A 25,563-nucleotide genomic window follows, 5' to 3' on the forward strand; every position below is an offset into this window, starting at 1 on the left:
TTGTAACAATCAAAAGACATTCTGGAACCGCAGAGCCGAAGATTTTAACTACTTTTATGAAAAGATTTTCTGCTGCAGCAACATATTGAAAATGGGAAAGATTTCAGATATTTTAAAAGATTTTACACATCGGCCATGGAAATTGCCACAAACGCCATGGCATTATTACCAGGAATGGAACCATGTTCTGTTTTTTCACTGGGCTGTTGATCCTGAAATTTTAAAGCCATTGATTCCCGCCGGATTGGAACTTGATACTTTTGACGGAAAAGCATGGATTTCACTTGTTCCGTTTACGATGCAGAAAATCCGGCCGAAATTTTTGCCGGCGTTTTCAGCAGTTTCGGATTTTCATGAGATCAATTTGCGGACTTATGTATCGAAAGACGGAAAATCGGGTGTTTACTTTATTAACATCGAAGCAGAAAAACATTTTTCTGCATTCTTATCGCGGAATTTATCGGGCTTGCCGTATGAAAAAGCACTGATCAAACGCAGTGAAGGAAAATACAGTTCGTCGAACGTTTTTAAGAAATTTGCTTTGGATGTGGAGTTTGCGATCAAAGAAGATGTTTCTGAGAAATCGGAACTTGAGAAATTCCTGACCGAACGATATGCTTTATTCCTGGAACGAAAAGGCAATTTGTTTCGTTATGACATTCATCACAAAGAATGGAAAATCAAAATGCTTGAAATCAAAAAATTACACCTGGATTATAAGCTTCCGGGATTGGATCTGGCGAATAAACAGCCCGATCTCGTGCACTATTCTGACGGTGTGGAAGTGGTTGCGTGGCGGAAATTGCGCGTTTAAAACAAATACTTATGACAAAAAAAGAACTCCGTACCGCATATAAAAAACTGCGCCAGCAATTGTCGCAAAATGACATTGAAGAAAAAAGTCTGGCTATAGCCAATAAAATTCTGTCGCTACCCATTTGGGAACAAACATATTTTCATGTTTTCCTGCCGATTGAAGCGCACAAAGAAATCAACACCGAATTCATACTGCATTTATTATCTGGGAAAGACAAGGAAATCGTGGTTTCTAAAAGCGATTTCGAAACACGGAATATGGAACATTTCTTACTGACCGACAATACCAAATTCGAAACAAACGATTACGGAATACCGGAGCCGCAAAACGGCCTTGAAGTGCCATCTTCAAAAATTGATGTGGTTTTTGTGCCGCTTTTGGCGTTTGATATTTCTGGAAACCGTGTGGGTTACGGAAAAGGGTTTTATGACAAATTCCTGTCGGAATGCCGGCCGGGAACCATTAAGATCGGGTTGTCATTTTTCCCTGCAGTGGATGCCGTTCATGACGTTTTTGAAAGCGATATCAAACTCGATTATTGCGTCACTCCGGATGAAGTATATGCTTTTTAAATTTAGATTACTTGTATTTTAAAACCATTAAGGGCATTAAGTTCATTAAGCCTGTTTTGCCTGAAAAAATTCTTTCACATCAAAGGCATTACGTTCATCAGGACAATATCTTAATGAAATTAATGGTTTAATATTTTTCTAAATGTTTAATTAAGCCAAACCGCTTCCATCAAAATCGATGTTGCTCTCTTCTTTGTGGAATGCTTTTTTGTTAAATACAATTAAAATTCCAACTCCGGTTGAAATCGCCATATCAGCAATGTTAAAAATGGCGTTAAAGAACTTGAATTCCTGTCCGCCCCAAATAGGAAACCACGTTGGAAAAGTGCCATCAAATAAAGGAAAATACAGCATGTCGACTACTTTTCCGTACAATAAAGAGCCGTAAGGCTGATCTGCAAACAAGGTCGCAAGCTCGCCGTGGCTGCTGCTGAAAATGACTCCATAAAACACAGAATCGACAATATTTCCGAAAGCGCCGGCTAAAATTAACGCGATCGCGACAATTAAATAAGGCGAACAATTTTTCCGGACTGAATCCCAAAGCCAATACCCGATGGCGACTACGGCGCACAATCTGAAAACGGTCAAAAACAATTTGCCATAAGTTCCCGGAATTTCCGTTCCCCAAGCCATGCCTTCATTTTCGATGAACAAAATCTTGAACCAGCTGAAAACAGGGTGTTCTTCGCCAAGGACAAAATTGGTCTTGATGTAGATTTTCGTTACCTGGTCTACGAGCAAGATGATGAAAATGAGCAGATAGGATTTTCTTAATGACATTTTTCGATAATTAGTGGCGCAAAAGTAATAATTTAATTGAAATATAAACTGCGCTGTTCAAGAGGTTTGTATTTTATTTGGGATTTTTGTCCTGAATTTTACGAATGGTTTTTAACCTACAAAAATCATCTTCTTAAAAGTTGTTCCATTATAGTAAATTTAAGTCACGAATTACACAAATTGTCACGCATCTTGACAAAATAAATTTGTAAAAATTCGTTGCAAAATACAATATTTACATTCTGCAATATCTGCAAAAAAAGCTTAAAAAAAACGCTCCATAAAATGAAGCGTTCTTGTGTTTTTTGCTAAGTTATTATCGCTGTAAATTCTTTGCCTCAATGCTCATTGTTGCATGAGGAACGATTTTTAAACGTTCTTTTCCGATGAGTTTTCCGGTTACTTTGCAGATGCCGTATGTTTTATTCTCTACTCTGAAAAGTGCATTTTTCAAGTCGCGGATGAATTTTTCCTGACGGATCGCCAGCTGTGAATTCGCTTCTTTAGACATCGTTTCGCTGCCTTCTTCAAATGCTTTGAACGTAGGTGACGTATCGTCGGTACCGTTGTTCAGGTCATTCATATAGGCGCTTTTTATAAGGTCTAAATCGGCTCTTGCTTTTTCAATTTTTTTCTGGATAATTTCTTTGAACTCTGCTAAGTCAGCATCTGAGTATCGTGCTACTTCATCTACCATGTTTGTTTTATTTTGAAATTAATATTCTCGTTTTGAGGTCGTCGAACTCGATCTCGGTGCCCGAAGGTAATGCATCTGTAAATGCAATTGTTTCAGTTAATGTTTCAGATTTTATATAATCTGCATTTTTTTCTATGGCGTCTTTTAATATTCCGTTTCCGGCTTCAACCTGGACGTTTATTTTATCAGTCACTTCAAATCCTGAGTCTTTTCTAAGGTTCTGGATCCTGTTGACCAATTCTCTTGCGATGCCTTCTTTCTTAAGTTCTTCAGTGATCGTAATATCGAGCGCGACGGTGATGTTTCCTGAATTCGCAACAAGCCAGCCTTCAATATCCTGTGACGTAATTTCGACATCTTGTAAGGATAAAGTTATACTATTTCCGGATAACTCAATATTTGCGATTCCGAGGCGCTCAAACTGTGCGATCTCAAGCTGTGTAAATTTTTGTATCTGATTGGAAATCAATCCCATATCTTTACCAAATCGTGGTCCTAATGTTTTGAAATTGGGTTTGATCTGTTTCACTAAAATCCCCGAAGCATCGTCTAAAAGTTCGATTTCCTTTACATTCACTTCGGCTTTTATGAGATCGGAAATCGCTTCAATTTCAGCCTTTTGAGCTGCGTCAAGTACCGGAATCATTACCTTTTGCAGCGGTTGGCGCACTTTGATCATTTCTTTTTTACGAAGCGACAAAACCAGTGACGAAATCGTCTGGGCCTTCTGCATTTTGGACTCTAACATTTTATTAACATAATTGTCAACACTTTTCGGAAACTCGGCCAAATGTACACTGTCATATTTTTCTGACTGTGTCGCCTGGGTTAAGTCTCTGTAAAGTTTCTCCATGAAAAACGGCGCGATCGGCGCACTGAGTTTTGCCACGGTTAACAAGCAGGTATAAAGCGTTTGGTAAGCAGCAATTTTATCGGTCGCATATTCGCCTTTCCAGAATCTTCTGCGGCACAAACGGACGTACCAATTGCTCAGGTTTTCCTGAACAAATTCAGAAATTGCTCGTGCGGCTTTTGTTGGTTCATAATCGGCGTAAAAACCGTCTACATCTTTGACTAAAGTGTTCAGTTCAGAAATGATCCACTGGTCGATTTCAGGTCTTTCGTTTACAGGAATTTCAGCTTCCGCGTAAGTAAATCCGTCGATGTTCGCATACAATGAAAAGAACGAATAGGTATTGTATAACGTCCCGAAGAATTTTCTTCTGACCTCAGCAATGCCTTCAATATCAAATTTTAGGTTGTCCCACGGATTTGCGTTTGAAATCATGTACCAACGCGTTGCATCCGGTCCATATTCTGCAATGGTTTCAAACGGATCGGTGGCATTACCCAAACGTTTCGACATTTTTTGCCCGTTTTTATCCAAAACCAAACCATTCGAAACGACATTTTTGTATGCGATTTTGTCAAAAACCAAAGTTCCAATCGCGTGTAATGTATAAAACCAACCTCGTGTCTGGTCTACGCCTTCTGCAATAAAATCGGCAGGAAAATCTTTGTTTTCGTCAATATAATCTTTGTTTTCAAACGGATAATGCCATTGTGCATACGGCATTGCGCCCGAATCAAACCAAACATCGATCAGATCGGTTTCACGTGTCATTGGTTTTCCCGATTTGGATACCAATGTGATCGCGTCGACTACATTTTTGTGCAAATCGACTAAATCGTAATTTTCTTCGGACATGTTTCCGATTTCGAATCCTTTGAACGGATTTTCTTTTTGGAAACCGGCTTCGATCGATTTTTCAATTTCTTCGTACAATTCCTGTATAGAGCCAACAAGGATTTCTTCGGTTTTGTCTTCTGTTCTCCAGATTGGCAACGGAATTCCCCAATAGCGCGATCGCGATAAATTCCAGTCGTTGGCATTTTTAAGCCAGTTCCCAAAACGGCCTTCTCCGGTTGCTTTTGGCTTCCAGTTGATGGTTTCGTTCAGGTCGAACATTCTGTCTTTAACATCTGTGATTTTGATGAACCACGAATCCAAAGGATAATACAACAATGGTTCGTCTGTTCTCCACGAATGCGGATAACTGTGGACGTATTTTTCGACTTTGAATGCTTTGTTTTCTTCTTTAAGTCGGATGGCGATTTCTACATCGACTGATTTTTCTGGCGCAGTTCCGGCGTCGTAATATTCGTTTTTGACATATTTTCCGGCGAAATCACCCATATGCGACGTGAATTTTCCCTGCAAATCAACAAGCGGAACCGGAATGTTATTTTCATCTAAAACCAACATTGGCGGTACTTCCGGCATGGCTTCTTTGGCTACTTTCGCATCATCGGCACCAAATGTAGGCGCGGTGTGTACGATTCCGGTTCCATCTTCGGTGGTTACAAAATCTCCGGAAATGACTCTAAACGCATTTTCAGGATTTTGGTATGGAAGCGTGTATTTTAATAGTTGTTCGTATTTTATTCCGACCAAATCCGAACCTTTGAATTCCTTTATGATTTGGTATGGAATTTTTTTGTCACCTGATTTGAAGTTTTCAAAATCTGGTGCATCTTCACTTTCAAAAAACCCTTTTGAGAATTGTTTTCCAACAAGGTTTTTTGCCAAAATCACATTGATTGGCTCAAACGTATATTGATTAAACGTTTTTACCAATACATAATCGATTTTCGGGCCAACAGTCAATGCCGTATTTGAAGGCAAAGTCCATGGCGTGGTCGTCCAGGCCAAAATGTGGATGTCTCCAAAACCTTGTAAAAAATCCGGAAACGTTTCATTCAAAACTTTGAATTGCGCTACAACTGTCGTATCCGTGACATCGCGGTAACTGCCGGGCTGGTTGACTTCATGCGAAGACAATCCGGTTCCGGCTTTTGGCGAATACGGCTGGATCGTGTAGCCTTTGTACATCAAACCTTTGTCGTAGATCTGTTTCAGCAGCCACCAAACCGATTCCATGTATTTGGATTTGTAGGTCACATACGGATTTTCCATATCGACCCAGTAGCCCATTTTTTCAGTCAGGTCGTTCCATACATCAGTGTAGCGCATAACGGTTTTTTTACACGCTTCGTTGTATTCTTCGATCGAGATGGTTTTCCCGATGTCTTCTTTGGTGATGCCGAGTTCTTTTTCAGTGCCGAGTTCAACAGGAAGTCCGTGTGTGTCCCAGCCTGCTTTACGTTTGACCTGAAAGCCTTTTTGGGTTTTGTATCGGCAAAAAATATCCTTGATCGCGCGCGCCATCACGTGGTGAATTCCCGGCAGTCCGTTTGCAGACGGCGGGCCTTCAAAAAACACGAATGGCTGGCTGCCTTCGCGTGTTGTGATGCTTTTTTCGAATATGTGTTCTTTTTTCCAGAAATCGAGCACTTCAGACGCTACAGTTGGCAGGTCAAGCCCTTTATATTCAGTAAACTTGGTGTTCATTTGGGTCATTTTCTAAAATCAATTTGCGAAAGTAAGGAATTTTATTTTTTTATGGGTTAATTCGGGGGATTTTCACTATTCTTTGCGCGAGGCCGCGTGAGCGATTGCAGCGGAAATCCTTTTTTTTGATTATCTCGGAGTGCAACGCTGGGAAGTTAAACGCGAAGCGAAAAAAGATTGAAGCATTTGAAATTAAAAGGAGGACAGCCAGTGGCTGTCAGGTATTTTTAAAAACTAAATAAAAAAGACCGCGGATTTGCGTAGATGTCGCTGACTTTTTTGAATCAGGCGAAAATCTCTTTTAAAATATCGAGTGATCTGGGTTTTTTGAATCCGTCGAGGTGCAACGTGTAATATTCGATGAGGATTTTGAGCAGGATTTGACGTTCGGTGATGTGAAATGCTTTGTGGCTGTCGGTGAATTTGAGTACGATGAGTTTTTTAAACAGGTTGGTTTCGTGTTCGGATAAGGAACTGACGGCGTGCAGCGGACTAAAAACACCTTCGATAAGCTCGAAAAACGGAAAATCCATTTCGGAAATATCCGGGTAAAAACCGAGGTGTTTGGTGGTTTCGAGCATTAAAATCAGATGGAAATTGGCAATCTCATCATGATGGTCGAGCCATTGTAAAGCCGTTTCAAGAAAATCGAAAAAGGCTTCGTTTTTTTCTTCTTCGTGGATCGAATGGTGCAGGATTTCAGAAACAAACATGACGATCGTGCTTTTGACCAGATCGGAATGGACGGATTGAAACGGCGTGGCGATCTTGATTTCTTTAAAATGTTCGAGCGTGCCTTTGTTTTTGTGTGAGGCGTCGATTTCGAGTATCGTCAAGGGCTGGAAATAGGCGATTTTCTGGCTGGATTTTCCAGATGAAAATGCGTTGCGGACAAAGTAGGATTTGAGGCCGTCGGATTGCGTAAAGCATTTCACGATCAGGCTTTTTTCCTGATATTTGAGCGATGAAATGACGATGGCTTTGGTTTTGACCTGCATTGGGATTTACGATTTTTGATTTAAGATTTAAGATTTTACATACGTTGCGGCAAATCGCAAATCTTAATTCGTAAATCTTAAATTATCTGATGATCATGACTTTTTTGACTTTGGTTTCGACGCCGTCTTTAGATGAAATGAGCACCATGTAAACGCCTGAGGCGACTTTGTATTTTCCGAATGCGGAAGTGTCCCACTCAATGGTTCCGCCTTCGGCGATGGTTTCGTAGACAAGGTTTCCACCGATGTCGGCAATTTTAACATTGGCCTGATCCATGAGTCCGCTGATTTTTACCGTACCATAATATTCTGGTCGGACAGGGTTTGGATAAATATAAACATTTTCAAGATTGTCGCTTGCTGCGGTAGAAATTCCGTTAAACGAAACCATTCCCCTGTCTGTAGCAAAAAAAACTTCTCCGGTTGCGCTGTTGATATCGATGTCATTTACATTGTTGCTGGGCAATGGCGAGTTGCTCTGGTTAAAGGCATAGATGGTTTTTTGTCCGTCGGAAGACACGTAAAAAACGCCGGCATCAAGTGTGCCCACCCATTTATTATTGGCGCCATCGACGACAATGTCTGTGATTGGCTGCTGAAAAAAGAGTTCTTCATTGGTATTGTTTTCTACGATGACAATGTTTTCGGGAACCATCTGTTCATCTGAAAGAAAAGCATCAACGCTTGAAAGTACGCGAAGCCCTTTACTGGTTCCAATCCACAATTGATCTCTCCTGTCAACCGCAGCAATATTTACAATTAAGCTTGGCAATTCTCCTTTATCCGGCTTATCGGTCATGCTTTTTGGAAGTTGTCCATACGTTTCATTAAATGCGATCAATCCGTCATCGCGGGTTGGAATCCATTTTGTTCCATTCTTGTCAATAGTAAGCTTTCCCATGTTTAATTTGCTCACTGTTTTATAAACACTGCTCAGGTCATAGGCGCCCCATTGCCCATTGGTTCTCAAAACTTTGAGCCCGTTTTTGGTCATGCTGTTTGTCACCCAGAGATTTCCTGCTGCATCAAAGGCAGTTCCGTCGATCCTAATATCAGTGGCAGTTTGGCCAATCTCAAGGCCACTATTGGTATTGTTGTATAGAATACTTGGAACATCATTTTCGATTTTTAGCAAACCTGAGAAAAACGAACTCACGTAAACCTGCTTGTCGTTTGACGGATTGATTGTAACCCTCGAAAGCGCTTTGGCACCCAGGACATCTTCATACGGTATGGTGTTCCATGTTCCAGAACTGTACTTGCTGATGCCGAATTGCGTTGGCGGGTCTCCGATAAAGCCATACGGGTTATAGTCTTTTGTATATCCGCCATAGACAGCCCACAAATCCTTAGGAGTTACTGAAATGGCAAAAATATTATTTCTATCAGGCCCGAGCGGCGTAATGTTTTCATAAGTACCACCGCTAAATCCTGTCACATACAATCCGTGCTCAAGCGTACCTATATAAAGCGTATCGCCAACGAGCATGGCGCAGGTAAATTTCACATCGGTTTCATCAGTAATTTCGGTGTTGCTAAGAATGCGTACCTGGGCAAGGTTTGAATTGTAAATGTAGATTTTATCTTCGGAAGTAATCAAAAGGTAATTATCGTTTGCACGGATGTCTGCTAAGTTTTTGGCCAGGGTTGTCAGGGGCGAAAGATTGGTGCCCTGAATCCTGTATACGGTGTTGAGCGTGTTTACGCCTACCAATTTATCGTCAATGCGTTCGACGCCGCTCCAGTTGTTATTAAGCGTTGTCCATTGGCTAAAATCATTTAGGTTTGGATTGTTGATATCGGCGAATTTCATTCCCTGGTCTGGCGTCGCTGCATAAATTTTATTTTCAAAAATGGCTGTTTGCTTCACGGCAAGCTTGGCACCGTTGCTTCCTATAAAATAGGTATCGCCAAATTGCATGATATTGAGATTGTATTGTACGATCCCAAAATCACACGAAATGTAAACGATTCCCTGGTATTCATTAAAATGATTGATCTTTTTGATGTCCGGAGAAATGGTTTTATTGATGATGTCTACAACATTCAGCACACTGCCATCTGCATCGTTAATGACAATCATCAACCCGTTTTGATAACCAACCAATGTTTTTTTGAATGCGATGCTGTGGTAAAGAGATGTGATCGTTTGTCCGGAAAGCCCATCAATGGTAGTAAGTGTTTTGATCGCGCCATTTGCCAGGTCTTTTGAGAATAAGGCATTTTCTGATGCTGCCGTAATTTTATTCGCGCCTTCTGTAATATCTTTGATTTCCTTATATCCAAAATAACCTTTCCAAAGCTTTTTACCCTGGGTAAAACCGGTTTGGATCGTGAGCAGCAGCAGCAGGACAGAGAAATATTTTTTCATTGCGGTAATCAACATTTAGGAACACAAATATAGTACAAACGAAAATAAAGTGGGTTTCATATATCCGGATAATATAAGGTACAAAAAAAGCCTCCATTTTCATGAAGGCTTCCTTATTAATTGGCGGTTGATTATACAACACCCTGTCCTAACATGGCATCAGCCACTTTTACGAATCCGGCGATGTTCGCGCCTTTCACGTAATCTACATAACCATTTCCGTCAGAACCATATTTTACGCAAGACGCGTGAATGTTCAGCATGATGTTTTTCAATCTTTCGTCAACTTCTTCAGTCGTCCAGCTCAAACGCAAAGAGTTTTGAGACATTTCAAGTCCGGAAGTTGCAACACCACCAGCATTAGACGCTTTTCCCGGTGCGAAAAGGATTTTTGCATTTTGGAAAACGGTTACCGCTTCAGGAGTTGAAGGCATGTTTGCGCCTTCAGCCACACAGATGCAGCCATTTGCTACAAGCGCTTTTGCATCGTCTCCGTTGAGTTCGTTTTGGGTTGCACAAGGCAAAGCCACGTCACATTTTACTTCCCAAGGGCGTTTTCCTGCTACGTATTTTGCGTTTGGATATTTATTAAGGTAATCGCTGATGCGTCCGTAATTTACGTTTTTGATTTCCATGACGTAGGACAATTTCTCTGCGTCGATGCCGTCTGCATCATAAATGTATCCTGCAGAATCTGATAAAGTCACGACTTTTCCGCCCAATTCAGTTGCTTTTTCAGCAGCATATTGTGCTACGTTTCCTGAACCAGAAATTACAACGGTTTTTCCGCTGAAGCTGTCACCTTTGGTTCCAAGCATGCTTTGTGCAAAATACACATCGCCATAACCTGTCGCTTCCGGACGGATCAATGAACCTCCGAAGGCAATTCCTTTTCCGGTTAAAACGCCCGTAAATTCGTTTCTTAATCTTTTGTATTGTCCAAACATGTAACCTACTTCACGCCCGCCAACACCGATATCTCCGGCAGGAACATCAGTATCTGCACCAATGTGTTTTGACAATTCGGTCATGAACGACTGGCAGAATTTCATAATTTCGTTGTCTGATTTTCCTTTCGGATCAAAATCGGCCCCACCTTTTCCGCCGCCCATTGGCAAAGTCGTTAAGCTGTTTTTGAAGGTCTGCTCGAAAGCAAGGAATTTAAGAATGCTTAGGTTTACAGATGGATGAAAACGGATTCCGCCTTTGTATGGCCCGATCGCAGAGTTCATCTGGATCCTGTATCCGCGGTTTACCTGCGTATTTCCGGCATCGTCTAACCATACGACGCGAAACATGATGATGCGTTCTGCTTCTACCATTCTTTCGAGAAGCATTTTGTTCTGGTATTTTTTATTTTCTTCAATAAACGGAATTACAGTTTCTGCAACTTCGTGTACAGCCTGTAGAAATTCCGGCTCATTAGGGTTTCTTTTGGCAACGCCTTCAACAAATGCATTGATACTTTTTGACATGATTATTAAGTTAATAACGTTTAAGAAAACGTTTTCGTTTGATTGGACAAATATAAGCGATATCAGAAACATCCTATCGATATTTTTTATATTCTCAATAAAATTATCTTTTTGTTAAGGAATCACAACGAGATCAGCTAATAAATATGGGTTTATACCATAATGTTATTATTTTTCCATATAATTAAGTATTTCTTTATTTTATTTTATAAGTGAATTATGTTTTTATATATTTGTCAGGATTTGAAATCTAAAATAATGTTAAAGAAGGCTATTCTATTCATACTAATCGTTTTGGGCTGTTCCAACAGTTCTCAGGCGCAATACGAGCAATTTTATAAGGAATTTGGAATCATGGCCGGACCGGTTTTTTTAAAGTCGGATTTCGGGGCGAGAGGTGATTTTGAGAACTTTACAAAGAATAGCGGATTTACCGTTGGTGGATTTTACTACCTGACTTTCGTTGAGAATTTTCCAAACATCCGTGAGAAATTTAAATTCAGGCTTGAGGCTTCCTACACTTCGGTGAACATGAAGCACTACGGAAAATACGTTGACAATACAAGCAATTCCCTCTTCACAAGACAACTTCGCGCTATGGAAGGCAAAACAACCATCGGGACTTTTGGGGTTCAGGTTGAATTTTTCCCATGGAGGGTTGATGATTACAACCGTGGAGGTTCTCCATTCACACCCTATATTGCCGGTGGTGTCCAAGTAAACAGTTACAGTTCAGAAGTTACGTCTTCCTTAGGAAAAATTGGTACGCCTGAAGCTACGCCTGCTAAATACATGAGCGGTGCTAAAACCGATCAGGGCGTTGCAGGATCATTATCTGCAAGTATTGGTACACGTATTAAAATTGCCGATTATCACGCACTCATCTTTGAAATGAGAGGACAGTATTACTTATCTGACTGGGTTGACGGTTTAAACCCGAACAACAAAGTATATAAAGAGAACAAATCAAATGACTGGTCAACAGCAATTACCGTAGGTTACGTTTACTACTTTAATTAAACTGCCAACCAATCATTATTTATTGGATATTTAGAACGCTTGTTCCAGATCTGCTAAAAGGTCTTCAATATCTTCGATTCCCACACTCAGCCTTACCAAATCATCGCTAATCCCGATTTCTTTTCTTTTGTCTTCAGGAATGGATGCATGCGTCATTAGTGCCGGATGGTTTGCCAATGATTCTACGCCGCCTAAAGATTCTGCAAGCGTAAACACTTTTAAGTTTTCAAGGAATTTAATTGCATCTTCTTTTTTGCCTGATTCAAATGTGAATGATACCATTCCGCCAAAACCGCTCATTTGCTTTTTAGCGATCTCATGAAACGGATGGCTTGGCAATCCCGGATAATAAACCGTTTTTACCTTTGGATGCTTGTTTAAATATTCTGCAACTTTTTCTCCGTTTTCACAATGCCTTTGCACGCGCAGGTGTAAGGTTTTGATACCGCGCAATACCAGGAACGAGTCCATTGGCCCAAGCGTGGCGCCTGTTGCGAATTGCTGAAAATGCAATTGCTCTCCTAGAGCATCGTCTTTGACAATCAAAGCACCTGCAATCACATCCGAATGGCCGCCTAAATATTTGGTTGCAGAATGCATCACAATGTCAGCACCTAAATCCAATGGTTTTTGCAGGTAAGGGGTTGCAAACGTATTGTCAACCGCAAAAAGGATCTTCTTTGCTTTGGTGATTTTTGAGATTTCGGCAATATCGGCAAGTTTCATCAACGGGTTTGTTGGCGTTTCTACCCAAACCAGTTTGGTGTTTTCGTTGATCAGCGACTGGAATTTCTCCAGATCATTCATATCCACAAAGTGGAATTTAATTCCCGAATCTTTATAAATACGCGTAAACATGCGATACGTTCCGCCATACAAATCGTCCATTGCGATGATTTCGTCCCCGGCTTTAAACGATCTTAAAATGCAATCGGTTGCTGCAAGTCCGGAAGAAAATGCGAGTCCGCGCGTGCCGTTTTCGATGCTCGCCAAAGCGTTTTCGAGTGCTGTTCTAGTTGGGTTTGCCGCACGGCTGTATTCATAATCTCCAATCGGCTGTCCCGGGCTGGTTTGTACAAATGTTGATGTTTGATACACCGGCGGCATGACTGCACCTGTCGTTGGGTCGTGGTGTTGCCCGCCATGTATGGTTTTGGTGTTGAATTTCATGGATTTTTTATTTATTGATATGCAAATTTAGATTTATTAATTGCGGAATACTTCCGGTTTAACGAATTTTTAGCCCCGATAGAAGTGGAAATCATTTTGAGGCCTTTCGCCGAAAAAGATTACTTCACATAAATTCTATTTTTATAGGAGTTCAGTGAATATCATTTGAAACGTATAGCGGGATTAGCTCCTAAAAAATCAAACAAATTTCCGAATGCTCATCATTACGCCGGTATGAATGGCTTCATGGTAATAATTGTAAGCAATCGCATCTTCGGCAGAACGGATCGAAAAACCCGACATGGTCGTAAATGGCCTGTAGGTTTCAAACAACTTGTTGATGTGGTCCTGTTGCGTCTGGTCAATGGTAATGAAAAGCAATGACTTAATTTCATCTACTTCGTCTTGTGACAAATCGCGCTCGGGCTTCGTTCCTTTTTTATATTTGGAAACCATTTCATCGGAAATCATGATGGGCAAACCCGACAAATTGTAAACGAGCATTTGCTGCACTACGATAATGTGCGCAATATTCCAGATCAGGTTGTTGTTAAATCCTGGCGGAATTTTGTTGAGCTGCTCCAATGAATAATTGTCAAAAAAAGCTGACAGGACTTTTCGGCTCGACAGCGTAATATCAAAAGCTTTTTCCATTATTTAAATTTTTGATAAAAATAACGAATTTAACGCTTGAAAAGAATTTTCTTTGTGTTTCTAAAACGCCAATTTTTATGAATACGATATATTATCTCGCTTCTTGCGACACGTGCAGAAAGATCATCAAATCGCTTCCGAAAGGCAATGCTTTAAAATTTCACGACATCAAACAGGATTCGATTACGGTTGCCGAACTCGAAGAAATGCACCGGCTTTCGGGAAGTTATGAAGCGCTTTTCAGCAGAAAAGCACAATTATACAAGTCGATGGATTTAAAGAACAAAGCGTTGACTGAAGACGATTACAAAAAATACATCCTCGAACATTACACGTTTTTAAGCCGTCCGGTTTTTATTATTGACGACAAAATTTACATCGGCAACAGCCAGAAAAACATTAACGAAGTGCTGAAAGTTTTGAACGAAAAAGTCTAGGCTTTTCAAAATCACACTTGCGCACTTTTCGTTATCTTTGTCCACTTTAAAATTCGTTATGATAAAATCAATGACCGGATTCGGGAAAGCTACTTTACAGCTCGAATCTAAAAAAATCACCGTCGAAATCAAATCGCTGAACAGCAAAGGGCTCGATTTGAATGTCAGAATGCCATCGGTATTCCGCGAAATGGAACTGGGCCTCAGAAACCAAATGGCAACAGCGCTCGAACGCGGAAAGATTGATGTTTCCATATATCTCGAAAGCACCGCAGAGCAAACTTCTGCAAAGGTAAATGTGCCGATCGTAAAAGCGTATATGGCACAATTGCAAGAGGTTTACGCTTCCGCGGATGAAACGGAGTTGATGAAAATGGCCGTCAGAATGCCCGATGCGATGAAGATCGAACGCGACGAAATCGATGAAAATGAATGGACGGAAATCCAGAAAGTTGTTGATGAGGCTTTGGCGAATATTAATAAATTTCGCACTTCCGAAGGCGTCGCACTCGAAAAAGAATTCCTGCACCGCATTGCAAACATCATGACTTTGATGAATGAAACCGTGGCATTGGACAGCGAGCGAATCGAAACCGTGAAAACGCGTTTGCAGGCTGCGATTGAAGATTTAAAAGTGACTTTGGACGAAAACCGTTTTGAACAGGAATTGATTTTCTACCTCGAAAAATATGACATTACAGAAGAAAAAGTGCGCCTTGAAAACCACTTGAATTATTTCATAGAAACTTTAGCCGGAAGCGAAGCCAATGGCCGTAAACTCGGGTTCATCACTCAGGAAATGGGGCGTGAAATCAACACGATGGGTTCCAAATCAAACCATTCGCAGATGCAGAAATATGTCGTGCAAATGAAAGACGAACTTGAAAAAATCAAGGAACAGGTTTTGAACGTCCTGTAAATCTAGTTTCTTCGCCAAAAACAACAACATGCAACAAGGAAAATTAATCGTATTCTCAGCGCCATCAGGCTCAGGAAAAACAACTATAGTGCGGCATTTGCTTGGACTTCCGGAACTAAACCTGGAATTCTCGATCTCAGCCACTTCACGCGAACCCAGAGGCGAAGAAATCGACGGCTCGGATTATTATTTCATTTCGCTTGAAGAATTTAAAAAGCACATCAAAGCTGAAGATTTTCTCGAATGGGAAGAAGTGTACCGCGATAATTTTTACGGCACTTTAAAAAGCGAGATCGACCGCATTTGGGCCAAAGGCAAAAACGTGATTTTCGACATTGACGTTGCTGGCGGATTGCGTATCAAACGCAAATTTCCTGAAGAAACACTAGCAGTTTTCGTAAAGCCGCCAAGCATTGACGAACTGAAAATCCGTTTGAAAAAACGCTCGACCGAAAGTGAAGACAAAATCAACATGCGCATCGCAAAAGCTTCGGTTGAACTCGCAACAGCGCCGCAATTTGACAGGATCATTAAAAATTATGACCTTGATATTGCAAAACAGGAAGCATTTGAATTGGTTCGGGATTTTTTGAAATAATCTAAGATGAGAATCGGACTGTATTTCGGGACTTTCAATCCCATTCACGTGGGCCACATGATTATTGCAAACCACATGGCGGAGTTTTCCGATCTGGAGCAGATCTGGATGGTCGTTACGCCACACAATCCGCTAAAGGCAAAATCAACTTTACTCGACGATGCCAAACGCTATCAAATCGTTCAGGTTGCCACCGAAGATTTCCCGAAGATCAAGCCTTCGGACATCGAATTCAAATTGGCCCAGCCGAATTACACCGTGCACACTCTGGCACATCTGCAGGACAAATACCCGCAGCATGAATTTTCATTGATTATGGGCGAAGACAATTTAAAGTCACTGCACAAATGGAAAAACTACGAAGTCATTTTGCAAAACCATGACATTTACGTGTATCCGCGCATTTCATCGGAAGCTGAAAATGTAGAATTTAAAAACCATCCAAAAATTCATTTGATTGATGCGCCGGTTATTGAAATTTCATCTACTTTCATCCGAAACGGCATCAAAAACGGTAAAAATATCAGTCCGCTTTTGCCCGAAAAAGTCTGGAAATACATCGATCATAACAATTTTTACAAGAAGTAATTCTTAACATTCCTTTATTAAACTTCGCTTTTGCAATACGTAAATTTGTGTCGCTTTTAAAATCGTTTTAAACGGCAGCAACCTAATTTATAGTCATGTTAAACTTCGAATTATACAACCCGACAAATCTCATTTTCGGAAAAGGGCAAATCGAAAAATTATCCGCACTCGTTCCTAAAAACACCAAAATATTACTCGCTTACGGCGGCGGAAGTATTTTTAAAAACGGCATACACGAACAAGTACTCAAAAATCTCGAAGGTTTTGAAATCGTCGAATTTGGCGGCATCGAACCCAATCCACATTTTGAAACGTTGATGAAAGCCGTTGAAATTATGAGAAATGAAAACATCGGATTTATCCTAGCAGTTGGCGGCGGAAGCGTCATTGACGGCGTAAAATTCATTTCGGCAGCCGTAAAATTCGAAGGCAACCCAATGGAAATCCTTCATAAAAGAATGCAGATCAAGGAAAATGCGATTCCGTTTGGAACGGTATTGACTTTGCCGGCAACCGGAAGCGAAATGAATTCCGGCGCAGTTGTCACGATCCAATCCACTCAGGAAAAACTGGCTTTTGGCGGAAGTGCGATGTTCCCGAAATTCTCAATTTGCGATCCAACAGTCATTGAATCGTTGCCAAAAAGACAAATCCAAAACGGTGTCGTCGATGCATTCACGCACGTCATGGAACAATATTTAACCTATCCGCACGACGCCATTTTACAGGATCGAATTGCCGAAAGCGTGTTGCAGACTTTAGCCGAAATCGGCCCCGAAGTTGTAGAAAATCCAACAGATTACAAACTTGCCTCAAATTTCATGTGGAGCTGCACGATGGCGCTCAACGGACTTTTGAACAAAGGCGTTCCGGTAGATTGGGCGACGCACATGATCGGGCACGAACTGACTGCTTTATACGGAATCGACCATGCCAGGACTTTGGCGATCATCGGCCCAAACTTATACCGCACGATGTTCGAAACCAAAAAGGAAAAACTCGCGCAATACGGTGAACGCGTCTGGCATGTTTCAGGAAATACTATTGATGAAAAAGCCAATCAGGCGATTGAGAAAACCGTCGAATTCTTCCACAAAATGGGAATGAACACGAAACTATCTGAATATACAGAAAATTATGAAGACACGGCCGCATTCATTGTAAACCGTTTCAGCGAACGCGGCTGGAAAGGCCTTGGTGAAAAGCAAAACATCACACTTGAAAAAGTAAAGGAAATCGTAGAATTAAGCTATTAATTTTAGCATTTAAATTGAACCATTTAGGGCATTAAGAAAATTAAGCCTAAATGAACTTAATGGTTCAAAAACAATAAAATCAAAAGGCGTTCCTGAGTATGATACAGGAACGCCTTTCTTAATAACCCCAAAACAAAACTTAACTAACTTTTTAAGAAGATCAAAAAACCAATATTTGATCCTACACAACCTTTAACGGCTAAAAATGAAACGCATTGTTTTGAAAATCATAAATCTGCGTTAAAATTAAAATGCGGCCTTATACGATTTCGTTTTATTAACTACAACGTTTTATTGTTCTGTAAATTTGCGCTACTTTTGATTGATTTTTATTTGAAGCTATTCCGGCTATACGCTGCAATCTTTTATTGCCATGATGTCATTTCGAACAATGGGAGAAATCTTAGGCAATAAAAGGATTTCCGCTGCTATCCGGGCTATGGTGGATCGTAAAATTAAACATATAGATTCTCAATAAGCGATTAAAAATACCTGAAAGCTAGTGGCTTTCCTCTTAATCTCAAATGGGCTAAAAAACACAAGAATGACAGATTATCCAAAATTTGCAGTCATCGGCGGCGGAAGCTGGGCCACGGCCATTGCCAAAATGTTATGCGTCAACCTGCCGCAAATTGCGTGGTACATGCGCAATGAAGATGCGATCAGCCATCTCAAAATACACCACCACAACCCAAATTACCTGAGTTCAGTTGAATTTCACGTCAACAAACTGAAACTCACGAGCGACATCAACGAAGCCGTCGCTTATGCCGATTATATCATATTTGCGATTCCATCGGCATTTTTAAGCGGCGAACTCGAAAAGATGACCGTTGATCTTAAAGACAAAGTAATCTTCTCTGCGATCAAAGGAATCGTTCCTGAAACGAGCCTGATCGTGGGCGAGCATTTTCACGATACGTATGATCTCGATTACGACAACATCGGCGTGATCACCGGGCCATGCCACGCAGAAGAAGTGGCGCTTGAGCGTTTGTCTTACCTGACGATTGCCTGCGGCGACCAGCACAAAGCGCAAATCGTTGCAAACTGCCTTTCGGGAAACTACATCAAAGCCAAAACTTCTGATGACATTATTGGAACTGAATATGCCGCCATGCTCAAAAACATTTACGCGATCGCAGCCGGAATTGCCCACGGACTCGGTTATGGTGACAATTTCCAGTCGGTTTTGATGAGCAATGGGATTCGCGAGATGAAAAAATTCATTAAGAAAGTCCACAAAATGAAGCGCAACATTAATGACTCCGCTTACCTCGGCGATTTATTGGTAACCGGATATTCGGTTTTCTCAAGAAACCGCATGTTTGGGAATATGATCGGAAAAGGTTATACCGTAAAATCGGCCATGATGGAAATGAGCATGGTTGCTGAAGGCTATTACGCTGCAAAAAGTGCCTGGGAACTCAATCAGACACACGGAGCGAAAACACCGATTATCGATGCCGTTCATGCGATTTTATATGAAGGGAAAGAAGCGAAGAAAGTGTTCAAGAAACTGACTGAAAAACTCGATTAGACCGGCTGCGCTGAAAGACTTATATCCATTATAGAAATAAAAAACCTGCTATTAAACACGGCAGGATTTTTTATTTAAAGCATTTTTTTTTCTTTCAGCGAAGCGGTCTTGATTCTTGCAGCAAAGCGGTCATTCAGCACAGCGATCTACCTCACAATCACGCCGTCGGTAAATAAAATCGGCACTTCTTCTACATAATCTTCATGGATCGAATGCGCTTTAAAAGTATATTTCTTATCGTATAAAGTGTTTCCGATGAAGAAAGTCACCATAAATTCGTTGTTCAAAACCAAAACGCTTTTCTCAAGCATTTCGACTTTTACGACAGAAACAGGTGGAATTTCAACAAATGCGTGGCGCAAAAGCGATGTTTTTTTCATTTCGCCTTCAATCGTTCCGAAAGCCTTAGAAACGACCATGACGCCGTCGAGTTTGAAATCGCTGTCGTTGACCAAATGCACATACCAGACTTTTTCCATGAAATCGTCGTTCCATTCCTGGACTGCGGCGAGGAAAATATTTTCTACTTCGGGGATTGTGATGTCTTTTTTCATTTTATTTTCAATTATACCGAAATGCCCTAGCCCGGATGGAAGCGGCATCCTTTTGTGGCGCGCAGCAGAACGAAAGATATAGCGCACAGCCGGAAATAGCTCCCAATTTTTCGTCTAAATGATAAATTGGTTTTTAAATGCTGGATTTAAACTGCTCCAAGAAACGCACGTCATTCTCATAAAACATGCGGATGTCGCCGATTTGGTACAACAACATAGCGATCCTTTCGATTCCCATTCCGAATGCAAAACCGTTGAATTCATCTGGGTTGATGCCACAGTTTTTAAGTACGTTTGGATCGACCATTCCGCAGCCCATAATTTCAAGCCAGCCGGTACCTTTGGTAATGCGGTAATCGGTTTCGGTTTTCAAACCCCAGTAAATATCGACTTCGGCACTTGGTTCTGTAAACGGAAAATAAGACGGACGCAATCTGATTTTAGATTTTCCGAACATTTCCTTGGTGAAATATAGCAGCGTTTGCTTTAAGTCGGCAAACGAAACGTCTTTGTCAATGTACAAACCTTCGACCTGGTGGAAAATACAGTGCGAGCGGGATGAAACAGCTTCATTTCTGAAAACGCGTCCCGGCGAAATCGTACGGATTGGCGGTTTGTTGTTTTCCATGTAACGCACCTGTACCGAAGAAGTATGCGTTCGTAGCAAAACGTCAGGGTTTGTCTGGATGAAAAACGTGTCCTGCATGTCGCGCGCCGGATGGTATTCCGGAAGGTTTAATGCTGTAAAATTATGCCAGTCGTCTTCAATTTCCGGGCCTTCGGAAACGTTGAACCCGATGTTTGAGAAAATGTCGATGATCTGGTTTTTAACCAATGAAATCGGGTGGCGTGAACCAATCGTGAATGGCTCTGCCGGACGTGTTAAATCGCCGTAAACACCTTTAATTTCTTCTTTGCTTTCGAGCAGTTCGGAAATGGTTTTTACTTTGTCTTCGGCAGTTTGCTTGAGTTCGTTGATGATTTGCCCGAATTCTTTTTTCTGGTCGTTCGGGACATTTTTGAATTCGGCGAAAAAATCTTTGAGCAAGCCTTTGCTTCCGAGGAATTTGATGCGGAATGCTTCTAAAGTTTCTTTGTTATCTGTGTTGAACGCTTTGGCTTCGCCGATATATTCTTTGATTCTGTCTATCATTTTGTTGTAATCTTGCGTGCAAATTTAAGTTTTTTTTGCTTTGCTTTTATATTTATTGAACGCGGATGACGCGGATTGTCACAGATTTTTAATCTAATTAATGTATTCTTTTTCGAGAAAATAATTCACGATCGCTTCTTTCATCAAAACCGATTGCTCACCTGCTTTTAAGGGCGGCAATTCTTCTTTGACGCGGTAATGTGGCCAGCCGTCTTTGTCGACATAATCGAATTCGTAAAATCCGTAAGGCTCGAGCAGGCGGCAGATCGCGATGTGCATCAGGTTTAGCTTTTCGTCTTTTTTGTATTTGTCGTGTACTTTCCCGAGTTCCTGAACGCCAATTAAATAAATGATCGCATCAAGGTCTAGATCTTCGCCTTGTGAGAATTGGTCGGAGAGCATTTGGACGAGTTTTTCCCAGCGCTCTTTGAGTTGTGTATCTCTTGACATTATTGGTATTCGATTTTCGTAAGTGAAATTACAGCTCCTTCAGGTGAAAATTGCTTGATCTCTGTTGGAAAATCATTTGCATCATATACCAATTGATACGTGTAAAGATTTGGAGTTGTTGTTGTACTTGGATAATACGACAACCTCGAAAGCGCATTGTTTTCACTCATGCCATCGAATCCTTCAACCGAAAAAACATACCTTAATGACTTATTCATGAATTTTGTCGGATTGTTTTTATGATCAAAAGTGTAGGTGGTTTTGCTTGTAACTGGCGTGCCAAAATCTGCACTAAACCTTTGTTCTTCTATCAAATTTCCCGCTGCAAATATGAAGTTTTTCGTACTGCTAACGGTATAAGTCTCATTCATCAGATATCCTGATTCTGAATATGAAAGCATTCCATTCGTATAGGAATATTTGGTTTGCGATTGGTCGACACGATTGGAAACGATTTTAGTTAAAAGATCTCCATCGTAAATGTAGGTGTTCCGGCCTCTTTCAACATTATCTGCATAACTTATTACATGCTCGACTTTGTCGCCATTGTAAACAAAATCTGACCTGTAAACCGTTGCTACATTTGCATTGGTTGTTGTAGAAGATACCAGCTTGCCATTTTCATAACTGAAAGTAATTGTTCTTTTATCACTCGAATTCGAATTAATGATTTCCGTTATTTTTTTTATCAGGATTTGCGGTTGTGTGACTTCTAAGGCATTGCTGTCATCATCACCAGAACAGCCCGCAATCGCAAACACGAATGCGATTAAAAAGGCTTTTATAAAGATTTGTTTTTTCATTTTATCTATTTTTGGCAAAAGTATGAATAAAAGGCGACTGAGCCTATTGATTAAATACAATGGATTTTATAGACATTTTTCTGGGGATTTTTTTGCTGTACGGATTGATCCGCGGTTTGTGGAACGGGTTTTTCGTCGAACTGGCGTCGCTCGTTTCGCTGTTGCTTGGAATTTTTATAGCGATCAAATTTTCCTATCTGATGAAAGCTTATCTTGAAAACCATGGAACGTGGAATCCAAAAACGGTTCAGGTGGCCGCTTTCGCATTGACGTTTATCTTAGTCGTTGTAGGTGTTTCTTTGCTTGGGAAAATATTCACCAAACTCGCCGATTTTGCAGCTTTGGGATTGTTAAATAAACTCCTTGGCGGAATTTTCGGGGTCTTGAAAACCATTTTAATGGTAAGCGTTTTGCTGAATTTGTTCGAAAAAATCAATGCTGATCATGGTTTCGCAGATAAAGAAACGCTCGATCATTCAACATTCTACAATCCGGTGCGCACCGTTTCCAAATTCATTTATCCTTCGATCGAGGAATGGTTTACGGCTTTCAAATCGGAAGGTTTCAAACCTGAAGAATCATCCGAAAATAATAAGTAAAAGAGAAAAATTAGAACCTTTTATTTTTAATTTAACCATGAAGGGCATTAAGAAACATTAAGCCTTAGTTAACTTAATGCCCTTAATGGTTCAAAAAATCATTTCACTTCTTTAATGTTTTTGCTTTCAATCCACCCATCTGAACCATCGAGCAATTCGACTTTATTCCAATCGCGCGTTTTTTCCTGAACCATCACTTTTGTTCCTTCATGCAGCATAAATGCATCGGGTGCAGATTCACGTGGTTCGCTTTTGACTTCGGCTGCTTCGGCAAAAACAATGGCCGGCCTTTCGTTCTCGTAATAGCTTTTTTCAAAAACCGCCGACAAAATGCTACTGACGATCAGGATCGCAACAACAAACATCCCAACAAAGAAAATCCTTTTCAATAAAGTCGTTCCCGAAAAGTAATATCCGATGAAAAACACTAAAAATAAAGTAGCAAAACCCACGGCAATCCAAGCCCACGAATCATAATTGTATTTTCCTGTAAAGTCGCGCAGCATTTTTTCAAAGCCTACTTTCTGCATTTCCTTGATGTCGTCAATCGTGAGTTTTTTCGCGAAATTCAGGTTGTTCAAAATGTCTTTGTCATTCGGTTTCAAAACCAATGCTTTCTCGTAATTGTAAATTGCAGGCGCAACTTTATTCAGTTTATAATACGCATTCGCCAGGTTAAAATACAATTCCGCCGATTGTTTTTTGGTTGCTAATACGCTTTCGTAAGCCGTGACCGCTTCGTTATATTTTTCTTTCTGGTACAGCGCGTTGCCTTCTTCAAAGCCTTTCTGCGCCCAGAAAACCTGCGTAAACAACAAAAATAAAAAGATGATTTTTTTCATTTGATTCATATCAATTGTACATTATCCATATCACCCGAGGCGAAGCCGAACGGAGCGAAGCTAATTGATTTATATTTGTTTTTCAAGTTCCGAAATGATCGCGACCGCTTTGTCAAAATCCTGCTGGATCGCTCCGGATGAAGCTGGCGCATAACGCGCAAATTCGCAGTTTTCCGTCAGGTTGATAAACGCCGAAACCGTTTCTGGCTGCGCATTTTTCGACAATAAAATTTCGGTGATCTTGTCTTTGCTCATTTCCGAAGTTTCAATGTGCAGCTTAGCTTTCAGGAAATTGTGCATCGCTTTTTCAAGCGCGATGTAAAACAATTCTTTGTTGTTGATTTGCTTTTTGGCTTCGGATAAATATTTTTTCGCCAGTCGGTTTGACAATCGAATTCGGTTTCCGGCCACATCGCCATCGATCGCTTCTTTCTTTTTTCTTGCCATTACGATAATCGGAATGATCAGAAAAGGTGCAAACAGCAACGAATAAAACATGCCCGATCCAAGGAAATCTTTCTGGTGCATCGAAGCCACTTTCGTTTTCAATTTAATGAATTGGAATTGCTCGCCAGCGGTCACTTTCATTTTTGAAACGCCGGAATGATTTTCAGCAACAGCGCCTTCAGCAGCCGTTGGCCCGTCAAGTACATTGACCATAATTTCCGGCGAAGTAATCGTTTTGTAGGTGCCGCTGCCGAGGTCAAAATAGGTGAAAGCCATCGGTTTGATTGGATATTTGCCTTTGAATTGCGGAATAATCGTGTAAGAATCTGAAATTTCACCGTTCATTCCCGAAAGCGGCGTATTGACTTTTTCATTGTGAACCGGATCATACATTTCAACCGAATTCGGCACAATCGGTTTTGGAAGTGTAAACAATTTTAAATTTCCCGTTCCTGAAACCGCGACTTTCAAATCAAGCGATTCGCCATTTTTTAAATTGGTTTTTGATGGTGTGACTTTAAATGCAAATTTCCCGACAGCGCCTGAAAAATCAGCAGGTTTGCCTTTTTCCGGAAGCGGACGCACGGTAATAACTTTGCTTCCTGCGGAAACGCGTTTGCTGTCTTCCACAATCTGAACACGCCCGAAGAAATCGCGTCTGTTTGTTGGCAATTGCAAATCGAGATCCATTGACAGAGGCTCGATTTCGAGTTTCCCGGATTTCTGCGGATACAAAACCACTTTCTTGAGTACAACTACGCGGCAGCGCTCACCATTAAAGGTTCCGTCTTCGGCAACCAATTGCTTGATTTCGATATTCTGGCTCCAGAAATCATTGTATTTCGGTTTGTTGAGTTCGCGCTGGTTTGTAATTCCGATGTTGTAACTGAAATACAATTTGTACACCACGGTAATCGGTTCGTTCAGGTACGGATTGGCTTTTGAAACCTCGGCCACCAAATGAATTGCATCGTCAGCGGAAATCTGCGGTGCATTGTTTGGGTCTTTCGGCAATTCGACCGCATTGGTCACGTTGATCCTCACCGGATTGGTTTTGTAAATCTGTCCGTTGATTTCGACAGAAGCCTGCCTGATCACGACAGCGCCTTTTTGCGTGGGAAGTAAAAAATAAGAGTAGGATTTATTGAACGAACTTCGGCCGTTAACCCACGACTGGCTCACCTGCTGGCTTGGCCCGCCAACAACGCGGAAACCTTCAAATGACGGCGGCGTAAAATTGTCGCCATCGGCATTCATCATAAAGTCGACCCGCAGCCTTTCATTAAGGCCAAGTGTGGTTTTGCTGACTTTCGCCTCAAATTCCACCTGGGCAAAAAGTCCCTGAACGCTTATTAATAATAGAAAAATATACTTCTTCATGTTCCTTTATCGTTGAATATCTTGTCTC

At 41.0% G+C, this 25,563-nt stretch carries 24 protein-coding genes; 10 read left to right on the forward strand and 14 right to left on the reverse strand.

Going from position 1 to position 25,563, the window contains the following annotated elements; genetic code table 11:
• Positions 1-91: 91 nt before the first annotated feature.
• The gene (locus BLS32_RS03015) at positions 92-814 is read left to right on the forward strand and encodes a YqjF family protein (RefSeq protein WP_091392403.1); all 723 of its coding nucleotides are present in this window, start codon (positions 92-94) and stop codon (positions 812-814) included.
• Positions 815-825: 11 nt separating this feature from the next.
• Positions 826-1,389, forward strand: a complete 564-nt coding sequence (locus tag BLS32_RS03020) for a 5-formyltetrahydrofolate cyclo-ligase (RefSeq protein ID WP_091391803.1) — start codon at positions 826-828, stop codon at positions 1,387-1,389.
• A gap of 150 nt (positions 1,390-1,539) precedes the next feature.
• Here the strand turns inward: BLS32_RS03020 and BLS32_RS03025 are convergent, their stop codons facing one another.
• The 6 genes from BLS32_RS03025 to gdhA form a co-directional block, all read right to left on the reverse strand.
• Positions 1,540-2,172 (reverse strand): lipoprotein signal peptidase, encoded by a 633-nt coding sequence (locus BLS32_RS03025; RefSeq protein ID WP_091391804.1) that lies wholly within the window; start codon positions 2,170-2,172, stop codon positions 1,540-1,542.
• A gap of 316 nt (positions 2,173-2,488) precedes the next feature.
• The gene (locus BLS32_RS03030) at positions 2,489-2,869 is read right to left on the reverse strand and encodes a TraR/DksA family transcriptional regulator (protein ID WP_091391805.1); all 381 of its coding nucleotides are present in this window, start codon (positions 2,867-2,869) and stop codon (positions 2,489-2,491) included.
• Between the two features lie 7 nt (positions 2,870-2,876).
• Positions 2,877-6,281, reverse strand: a complete 3,405-nt coding sequence (gene ileS, locus BLS32_RS03035; RefSeq protein WP_091391806.1) for an isoleucine--tRNA ligase — start codon at positions 6,279-6,281, stop codon at positions 2,877-2,879.
• A 284-nt stretch (positions 6,282-6,565) separates the two neighbouring features.
• Positions 6,566-7,279: a DNA repair protein RecO gene (recO, locus tag BLS32_RS03040; RefSeq protein ID WP_091391807.1), complete on the reverse strand. Its 714-nt coding sequence runs from the start codon at positions 7,277-7,279 to the stop codon at positions 6,566-6,568.
• A gap of 82 nt (positions 7,280-7,361) precedes the next feature.
• A complete protein-coding gene (porZ, locus tag BLS32_RS03045) occupies positions 7,362-9,650 on the reverse strand; it encodes a type IX secretion system anionic LPS delivery protein PorZ (protein ID WP_091392405.1) in 2,289 nt (762 codons plus the stop codon).
• Positions 9,651-9,781: 131 nt separating this feature from the next.
• Positions 9,782-11,125: an NADP-specific glutamate dehydrogenase gene (gene gdhA, locus BLS32_RS03050; protein WP_091391808.1), complete on the reverse strand. Its 1,344-nt coding sequence runs from the start codon at positions 11,123-11,125 to the stop codon at positions 9,782-9,784.
• A 258-nt stretch (positions 11,126-11,383) separates the two neighbouring features.
• Between gdhA and BLS32_RS03055 the strand changes: the two genes are divergently transcribed.
• Positions 11,384-12,145 carry a THC0290_0291 family protein gene (locus tag BLS32_RS03055; protein ID WP_091391809.1) on the forward strand — a complete coding sequence of 254 codons (762 nt, stop codon included), beginning with the start codon at positions 11,384-11,386 and terminating at the stop codon, positions 12,143-12,145.
• Between the two features lie 30 nt (positions 12,146-12,175).
• Here the strand turns inward: BLS32_RS03055 and BLS32_RS03060 are convergent, their stop codons facing one another.
• Together BLS32_RS03060 and BLS32_RS03065 are read right to left on the reverse strand one after the other, a co-directional pair.
• Entirely contained in the window at positions 12,176-13,315 is a 1,140-nt protein-coding gene (locus BLS32_RS03060; protein WP_091391810.1) for a cystathionine gamma-synthase, read from the reverse strand.
• 198 nt (positions 13,316-13,513) lie between these two features.
• Positions 13,514-13,969: a DinB family protein gene (locus BLS32_RS03065; RefSeq protein WP_091391811.1), complete on the reverse strand. Its 456-nt coding sequence runs from the start codon at positions 13,967-13,969 to the stop codon at positions 13,514-13,516.
• 77 nt (positions 13,970-14,046) lie between these two features.
• Between BLS32_RS03065 and BLS32_RS03070 the strand changes: the two genes are divergently transcribed.
• The 6 genes from BLS32_RS03070 to BLS32_RS03095 all read left to right on the forward strand — a co-directional run bounded on the left by BLS32_RS03070 (position 14,047) and on the right by BLS32_RS03095 (position 19,307).
• A complete protein-coding gene (locus BLS32_RS03070) occupies positions 14,047-14,406 on the forward strand; it encodes an arsenate reductase family protein (protein WP_091391812.1) in 360 nt (119 codons plus the stop codon).
• Positions 14,407-14,464: 58 nt separating this feature from the next.
• Positions 14,465-15,325 (forward strand): YicC/YloC family endoribonuclease, encoded by an 861-nt coding sequence (locus BLS32_RS03075; protein WP_091391813.1) that lies wholly within the window; start codon positions 14,465-14,467, stop codon positions 15,323-15,325.
• A gap of 28 nt (positions 15,326-15,353) precedes the next feature.
• Positions 15,354-15,923: a guanylate kinase gene (gmk, locus tag BLS32_RS03080; RefSeq protein ID WP_091391814.1), complete on the forward strand. Its 570-nt coding sequence runs from the start codon at positions 15,354-15,356 to the stop codon at positions 15,921-15,923.
• A 6-nt stretch (positions 15,924-15,929) separates the two neighbouring features.
• Entirely contained in the window at positions 15,930-16,511 is a 582-nt protein-coding gene (gene nadD, locus BLS32_RS03085; protein ID WP_091391815.1) for a nicotinate (nicotinamide) nucleotide adenylyltransferase, read from the forward strand.
• A 95-nt stretch (positions 16,512-16,606) separates the two neighbouring features.
• Complete coding sequence (locus BLS32_RS03090; protein ID WP_091391816.1) at positions 16,607-17,767, forward strand: iron-containing alcohol dehydrogenase; 1,161 nt, start codon at positions 16,607-16,609, stop codon at positions 17,765-17,767.
• A 544-nt stretch (positions 17,768-18,311) separates the two neighbouring features.
• A complete protein-coding gene (locus tag BLS32_RS03095; protein WP_091391817.1) occupies positions 18,312-19,307 on the forward strand; it encodes an NAD(P)H-dependent glycerol-3-phosphate dehydrogenase in 996 nt (331 codons plus the stop codon).
• Between the two features lie 146 nt (positions 19,308-19,453).
• On the opposite strand, the gene BLS32_RS03100 is transcribed toward BLS32_RS03095, so the two are convergent.
• From BLS32_RS03100 to BLS32_RS03115, 4 genes are all read right to left on the reverse strand, one after another.
• Positions 19,454-19,861, reverse strand: coding sequence for a hypothetical protein (locus BLS32_RS03100; protein WP_091392407.1), 408 nt, complete (start codon positions 19,859-19,861; stop codon positions 19,454-19,456).
• A gap of 133 nt (positions 19,862-19,994) precedes the next feature.
• The gene (gene pheS / locus BLS32_RS03105) at positions 19,995-21,014 is read right to left on the reverse strand and encodes a phenylalanine--tRNA ligase subunit alpha (RefSeq protein ID WP_091391818.1); all 1,020 of its coding nucleotides are present in this window, start codon (positions 21,012-21,014) and stop codon (positions 19,995-19,997) included.
• A 93-nt stretch (positions 21,015-21,107) separates the two neighbouring features.
• Positions 21,108-21,464 carry a hypothetical protein gene (locus BLS32_RS03110; protein ID WP_091391819.1) on the reverse strand — a complete coding sequence of 119 codons (357 nt, stop codon included), beginning with the start codon at positions 21,462-21,464 and terminating at the stop codon, positions 21,108-21,110.
• Positions 21,464-22,267 carry a hypothetical protein gene (locus BLS32_RS03115; RefSeq protein ID WP_091391820.1) on the reverse strand — a complete coding sequence of 268 codons (804 nt, stop codon included), beginning with the start codon at positions 22,265-22,267 and terminating at the stop codon, positions 21,464-21,466. Before BLS32_RS03115 ends, BLS32_RS03110 begins: the two co-directional genes overlap by 1 nt.
• 59 nt (positions 22,268-22,326) lie before the next feature.
• Between BLS32_RS03115 and BLS32_RS03120 the strand changes: the two genes are divergently transcribed.
• Entirely contained in the window at positions 22,327-22,866 is a 540-nt protein-coding gene (locus tag BLS32_RS03120) for a CvpA family protein (protein WP_091391821.1), read from the forward strand.
• 98 nt (positions 22,867-22,964) lie between these two features.
• On the opposite strand, the gene BLS32_RS03125 is transcribed toward BLS32_RS03120, so the two are convergent.
• Both BLS32_RS03125 and BLS32_RS03130 read right to left on the reverse strand, forming a co-directional pair.
• The gene (locus BLS32_RS03125; protein WP_091392409.1) at positions 22,965-23,708 is read right to left on the reverse strand and encodes a tetratricopeptide repeat protein; all 744 of its coding nucleotides are present in this window, start codon (positions 23,706-23,708) and stop codon (positions 22,965-22,967) included.
• A 69-nt stretch (positions 23,709-23,777) separates the two neighbouring features.
• The gene (locus BLS32_RS03130) at positions 23,778-25,535 is read right to left on the reverse strand and encodes a BatD family protein (protein WP_091391822.1); all 1,758 of its coding nucleotides are present in this window, start codon (positions 25,533-25,535) and stop codon (positions 23,778-23,780) included.
• Positions 25,536-25,563: the final 28 nt, after the last annotated feature.

Source organism: Flavobacterium noncentrifugens, assembly GCF_900100375.1.
Classification (GTDB): domain Bacteria; phylum Bacteroidota; class Bacteroidia; order Flavobacteriales; family Flavobacteriaceae; genus Flavobacterium; species Flavobacterium noncentrifugens.

Bases quoted from the DNA above. Each gene is read 5' to 3' on its own strand.
- BLS32_RS03015 (WP_091392403.1), top strand. From the start codon at position 92: ATGGGAAAGATTTCAGATATTTTAAAAGATTTTACACATCGGCCATGG.
- BLS32_RS03020 (WP_091391803.1), top strand. From the start codon at position 826: ATGACAAAAAAAGAACTCCGTACCGCATATAAAAAACTGCGCCAGCAA.
- BLS32_RS03025 (WP_091391804.1), bottom strand. From the start codon at position 2,172: ATGTCATTAAGAAAATCCTATCTGCTCATTTTCATCATCTTGCTCGTA.
- BLS32_RS03030 (WP_091391805.1), bottom strand. From the start codon at position 2,869: ATGGTAGATGAAGTAGCACGATACTCAGATGCTGACTTAGCAGAGTTC.
- ileS (WP_091391806.1), bottom strand. From the start codon at position 6,281: ATGAACACCAAGTTTACTGAATATAAAGGGCTTGACCTGCCAACTGTA.
- recO (WP_091391807.1), bottom strand. From the start codon at position 7,279: ATGCAGGTCAAAACCAAAGCCATCGTCATTTCATCGCTCAAATATCAG.
- porZ (WP_091392405.1), bottom strand. From the start codon at position 9,650: ATGAAAAAATATTTCTCTGTCCTGCTGCTGCTGCTCACGATCCAAACC.
- gdhA (WP_091391808.1), bottom strand. From the start codon at position 11,125: ATGTCAAAAAGTATCAATGCATTTGTTGAAGGCGTTGCCAAAAGAAAC.
- BLS32_RS03055 (WP_091391809.1), top strand. From the start codon at position 11,384: ATGTTAAAGAAGGCTATTCTATTCATACTAATCGTTTTGGGCTGTTCC.
- BLS32_RS03060 (WP_091391810.1), bottom strand. From the start codon at position 13,315: ATGAAATTCAACACCAAAACCATACATGGCGGGCAACACCACGACCCA.
- BLS32_RS03065 (WP_091391811.1), bottom strand. From the start codon at position 13,969: ATGGAAAAAGCTTTTGATATTACGCTGTCGAGCCGAAAAGTCCTGTCA.
- BLS32_RS03070 (WP_091391812.1), top strand. From the start codon at position 14,047: ATGAATACGATATATTATCTCGCTTCTTGCGACACGTGCAGAAAGATC.
- BLS32_RS03075 (WP_091391813.1), top strand. From the start codon at position 14,465: ATGATAAAATCAATGACCGGATTCGGGAAAGCTACTTTACAGCTCGAA.
- gmk (WP_091391814.1), top strand. From the start codon at position 15,354: ATGCAACAAGGAAAATTAATCGTATTCTCAGCGCCATCAGGCTCAGGA.
- nadD (WP_091391815.1), top strand. From the start codon at position 15,930: ATGAGAATCGGACTGTATTTCGGGACTTTCAATCCCATTCACGTGGGC.
- BLS32_RS03090 (WP_091391816.1), top strand. From the start codon at position 16,607: ATGTTAAACTTCGAATTATACAACCCGACAAATCTCATTTTCGGAAAA.
- BLS32_RS03095 (WP_091391817.1), top strand. From the start codon at position 18,312: ATGACAGATTATCCAAAATTTGCAGTCATCGGCGGCGGAAGCTGGGCC.
- BLS32_RS03100 (WP_091392407.1), bottom strand. From the start codon at position 19,861: ATGAAAAAAGACATCACAATCCCCGAAGTAGAAAATATTTTCCTCGCC.
- pheS (WP_091391818.1), bottom strand. From the start codon at position 21,014: ATGATAGACAGAATCAAAGAATATATCGGCGAAGCCAAAGCGTTCAAC.
- BLS32_RS03110 (WP_091391819.1), bottom strand. From the start codon at position 21,464: ATGTCAAGAGATACACAACTCAAAGAGCGCTGGGAAAAACTCGTCCAA.
- BLS32_RS03115 (WP_091391820.1), bottom strand. From the start codon at position 22,267: ATGAAAAAACAAATCTTTATAAAAGCCTTTTTAATCGCATTCGTGTTT.
- BLS32_RS03120 (WP_091391821.1), top strand. From the start codon at position 22,327: ATGGATTTTATAGACATTTTTCTGGGGATTTTTTTGCTGTACGGATTG.
- BLS32_RS03125 (WP_091392409.1), bottom strand. From the start codon at position 23,708: ATGAAAAAAATCATCTTTTTATTTTTGTTGTTTACGCAGGTTTTCTGG.
- BLS32_RS03130 (WP_091391822.1), bottom strand. From the start codon at position 25,535: ATGAAGAAGTATATTTTTCTATTATTAATAAGCGTTCAGGGACTTTTT.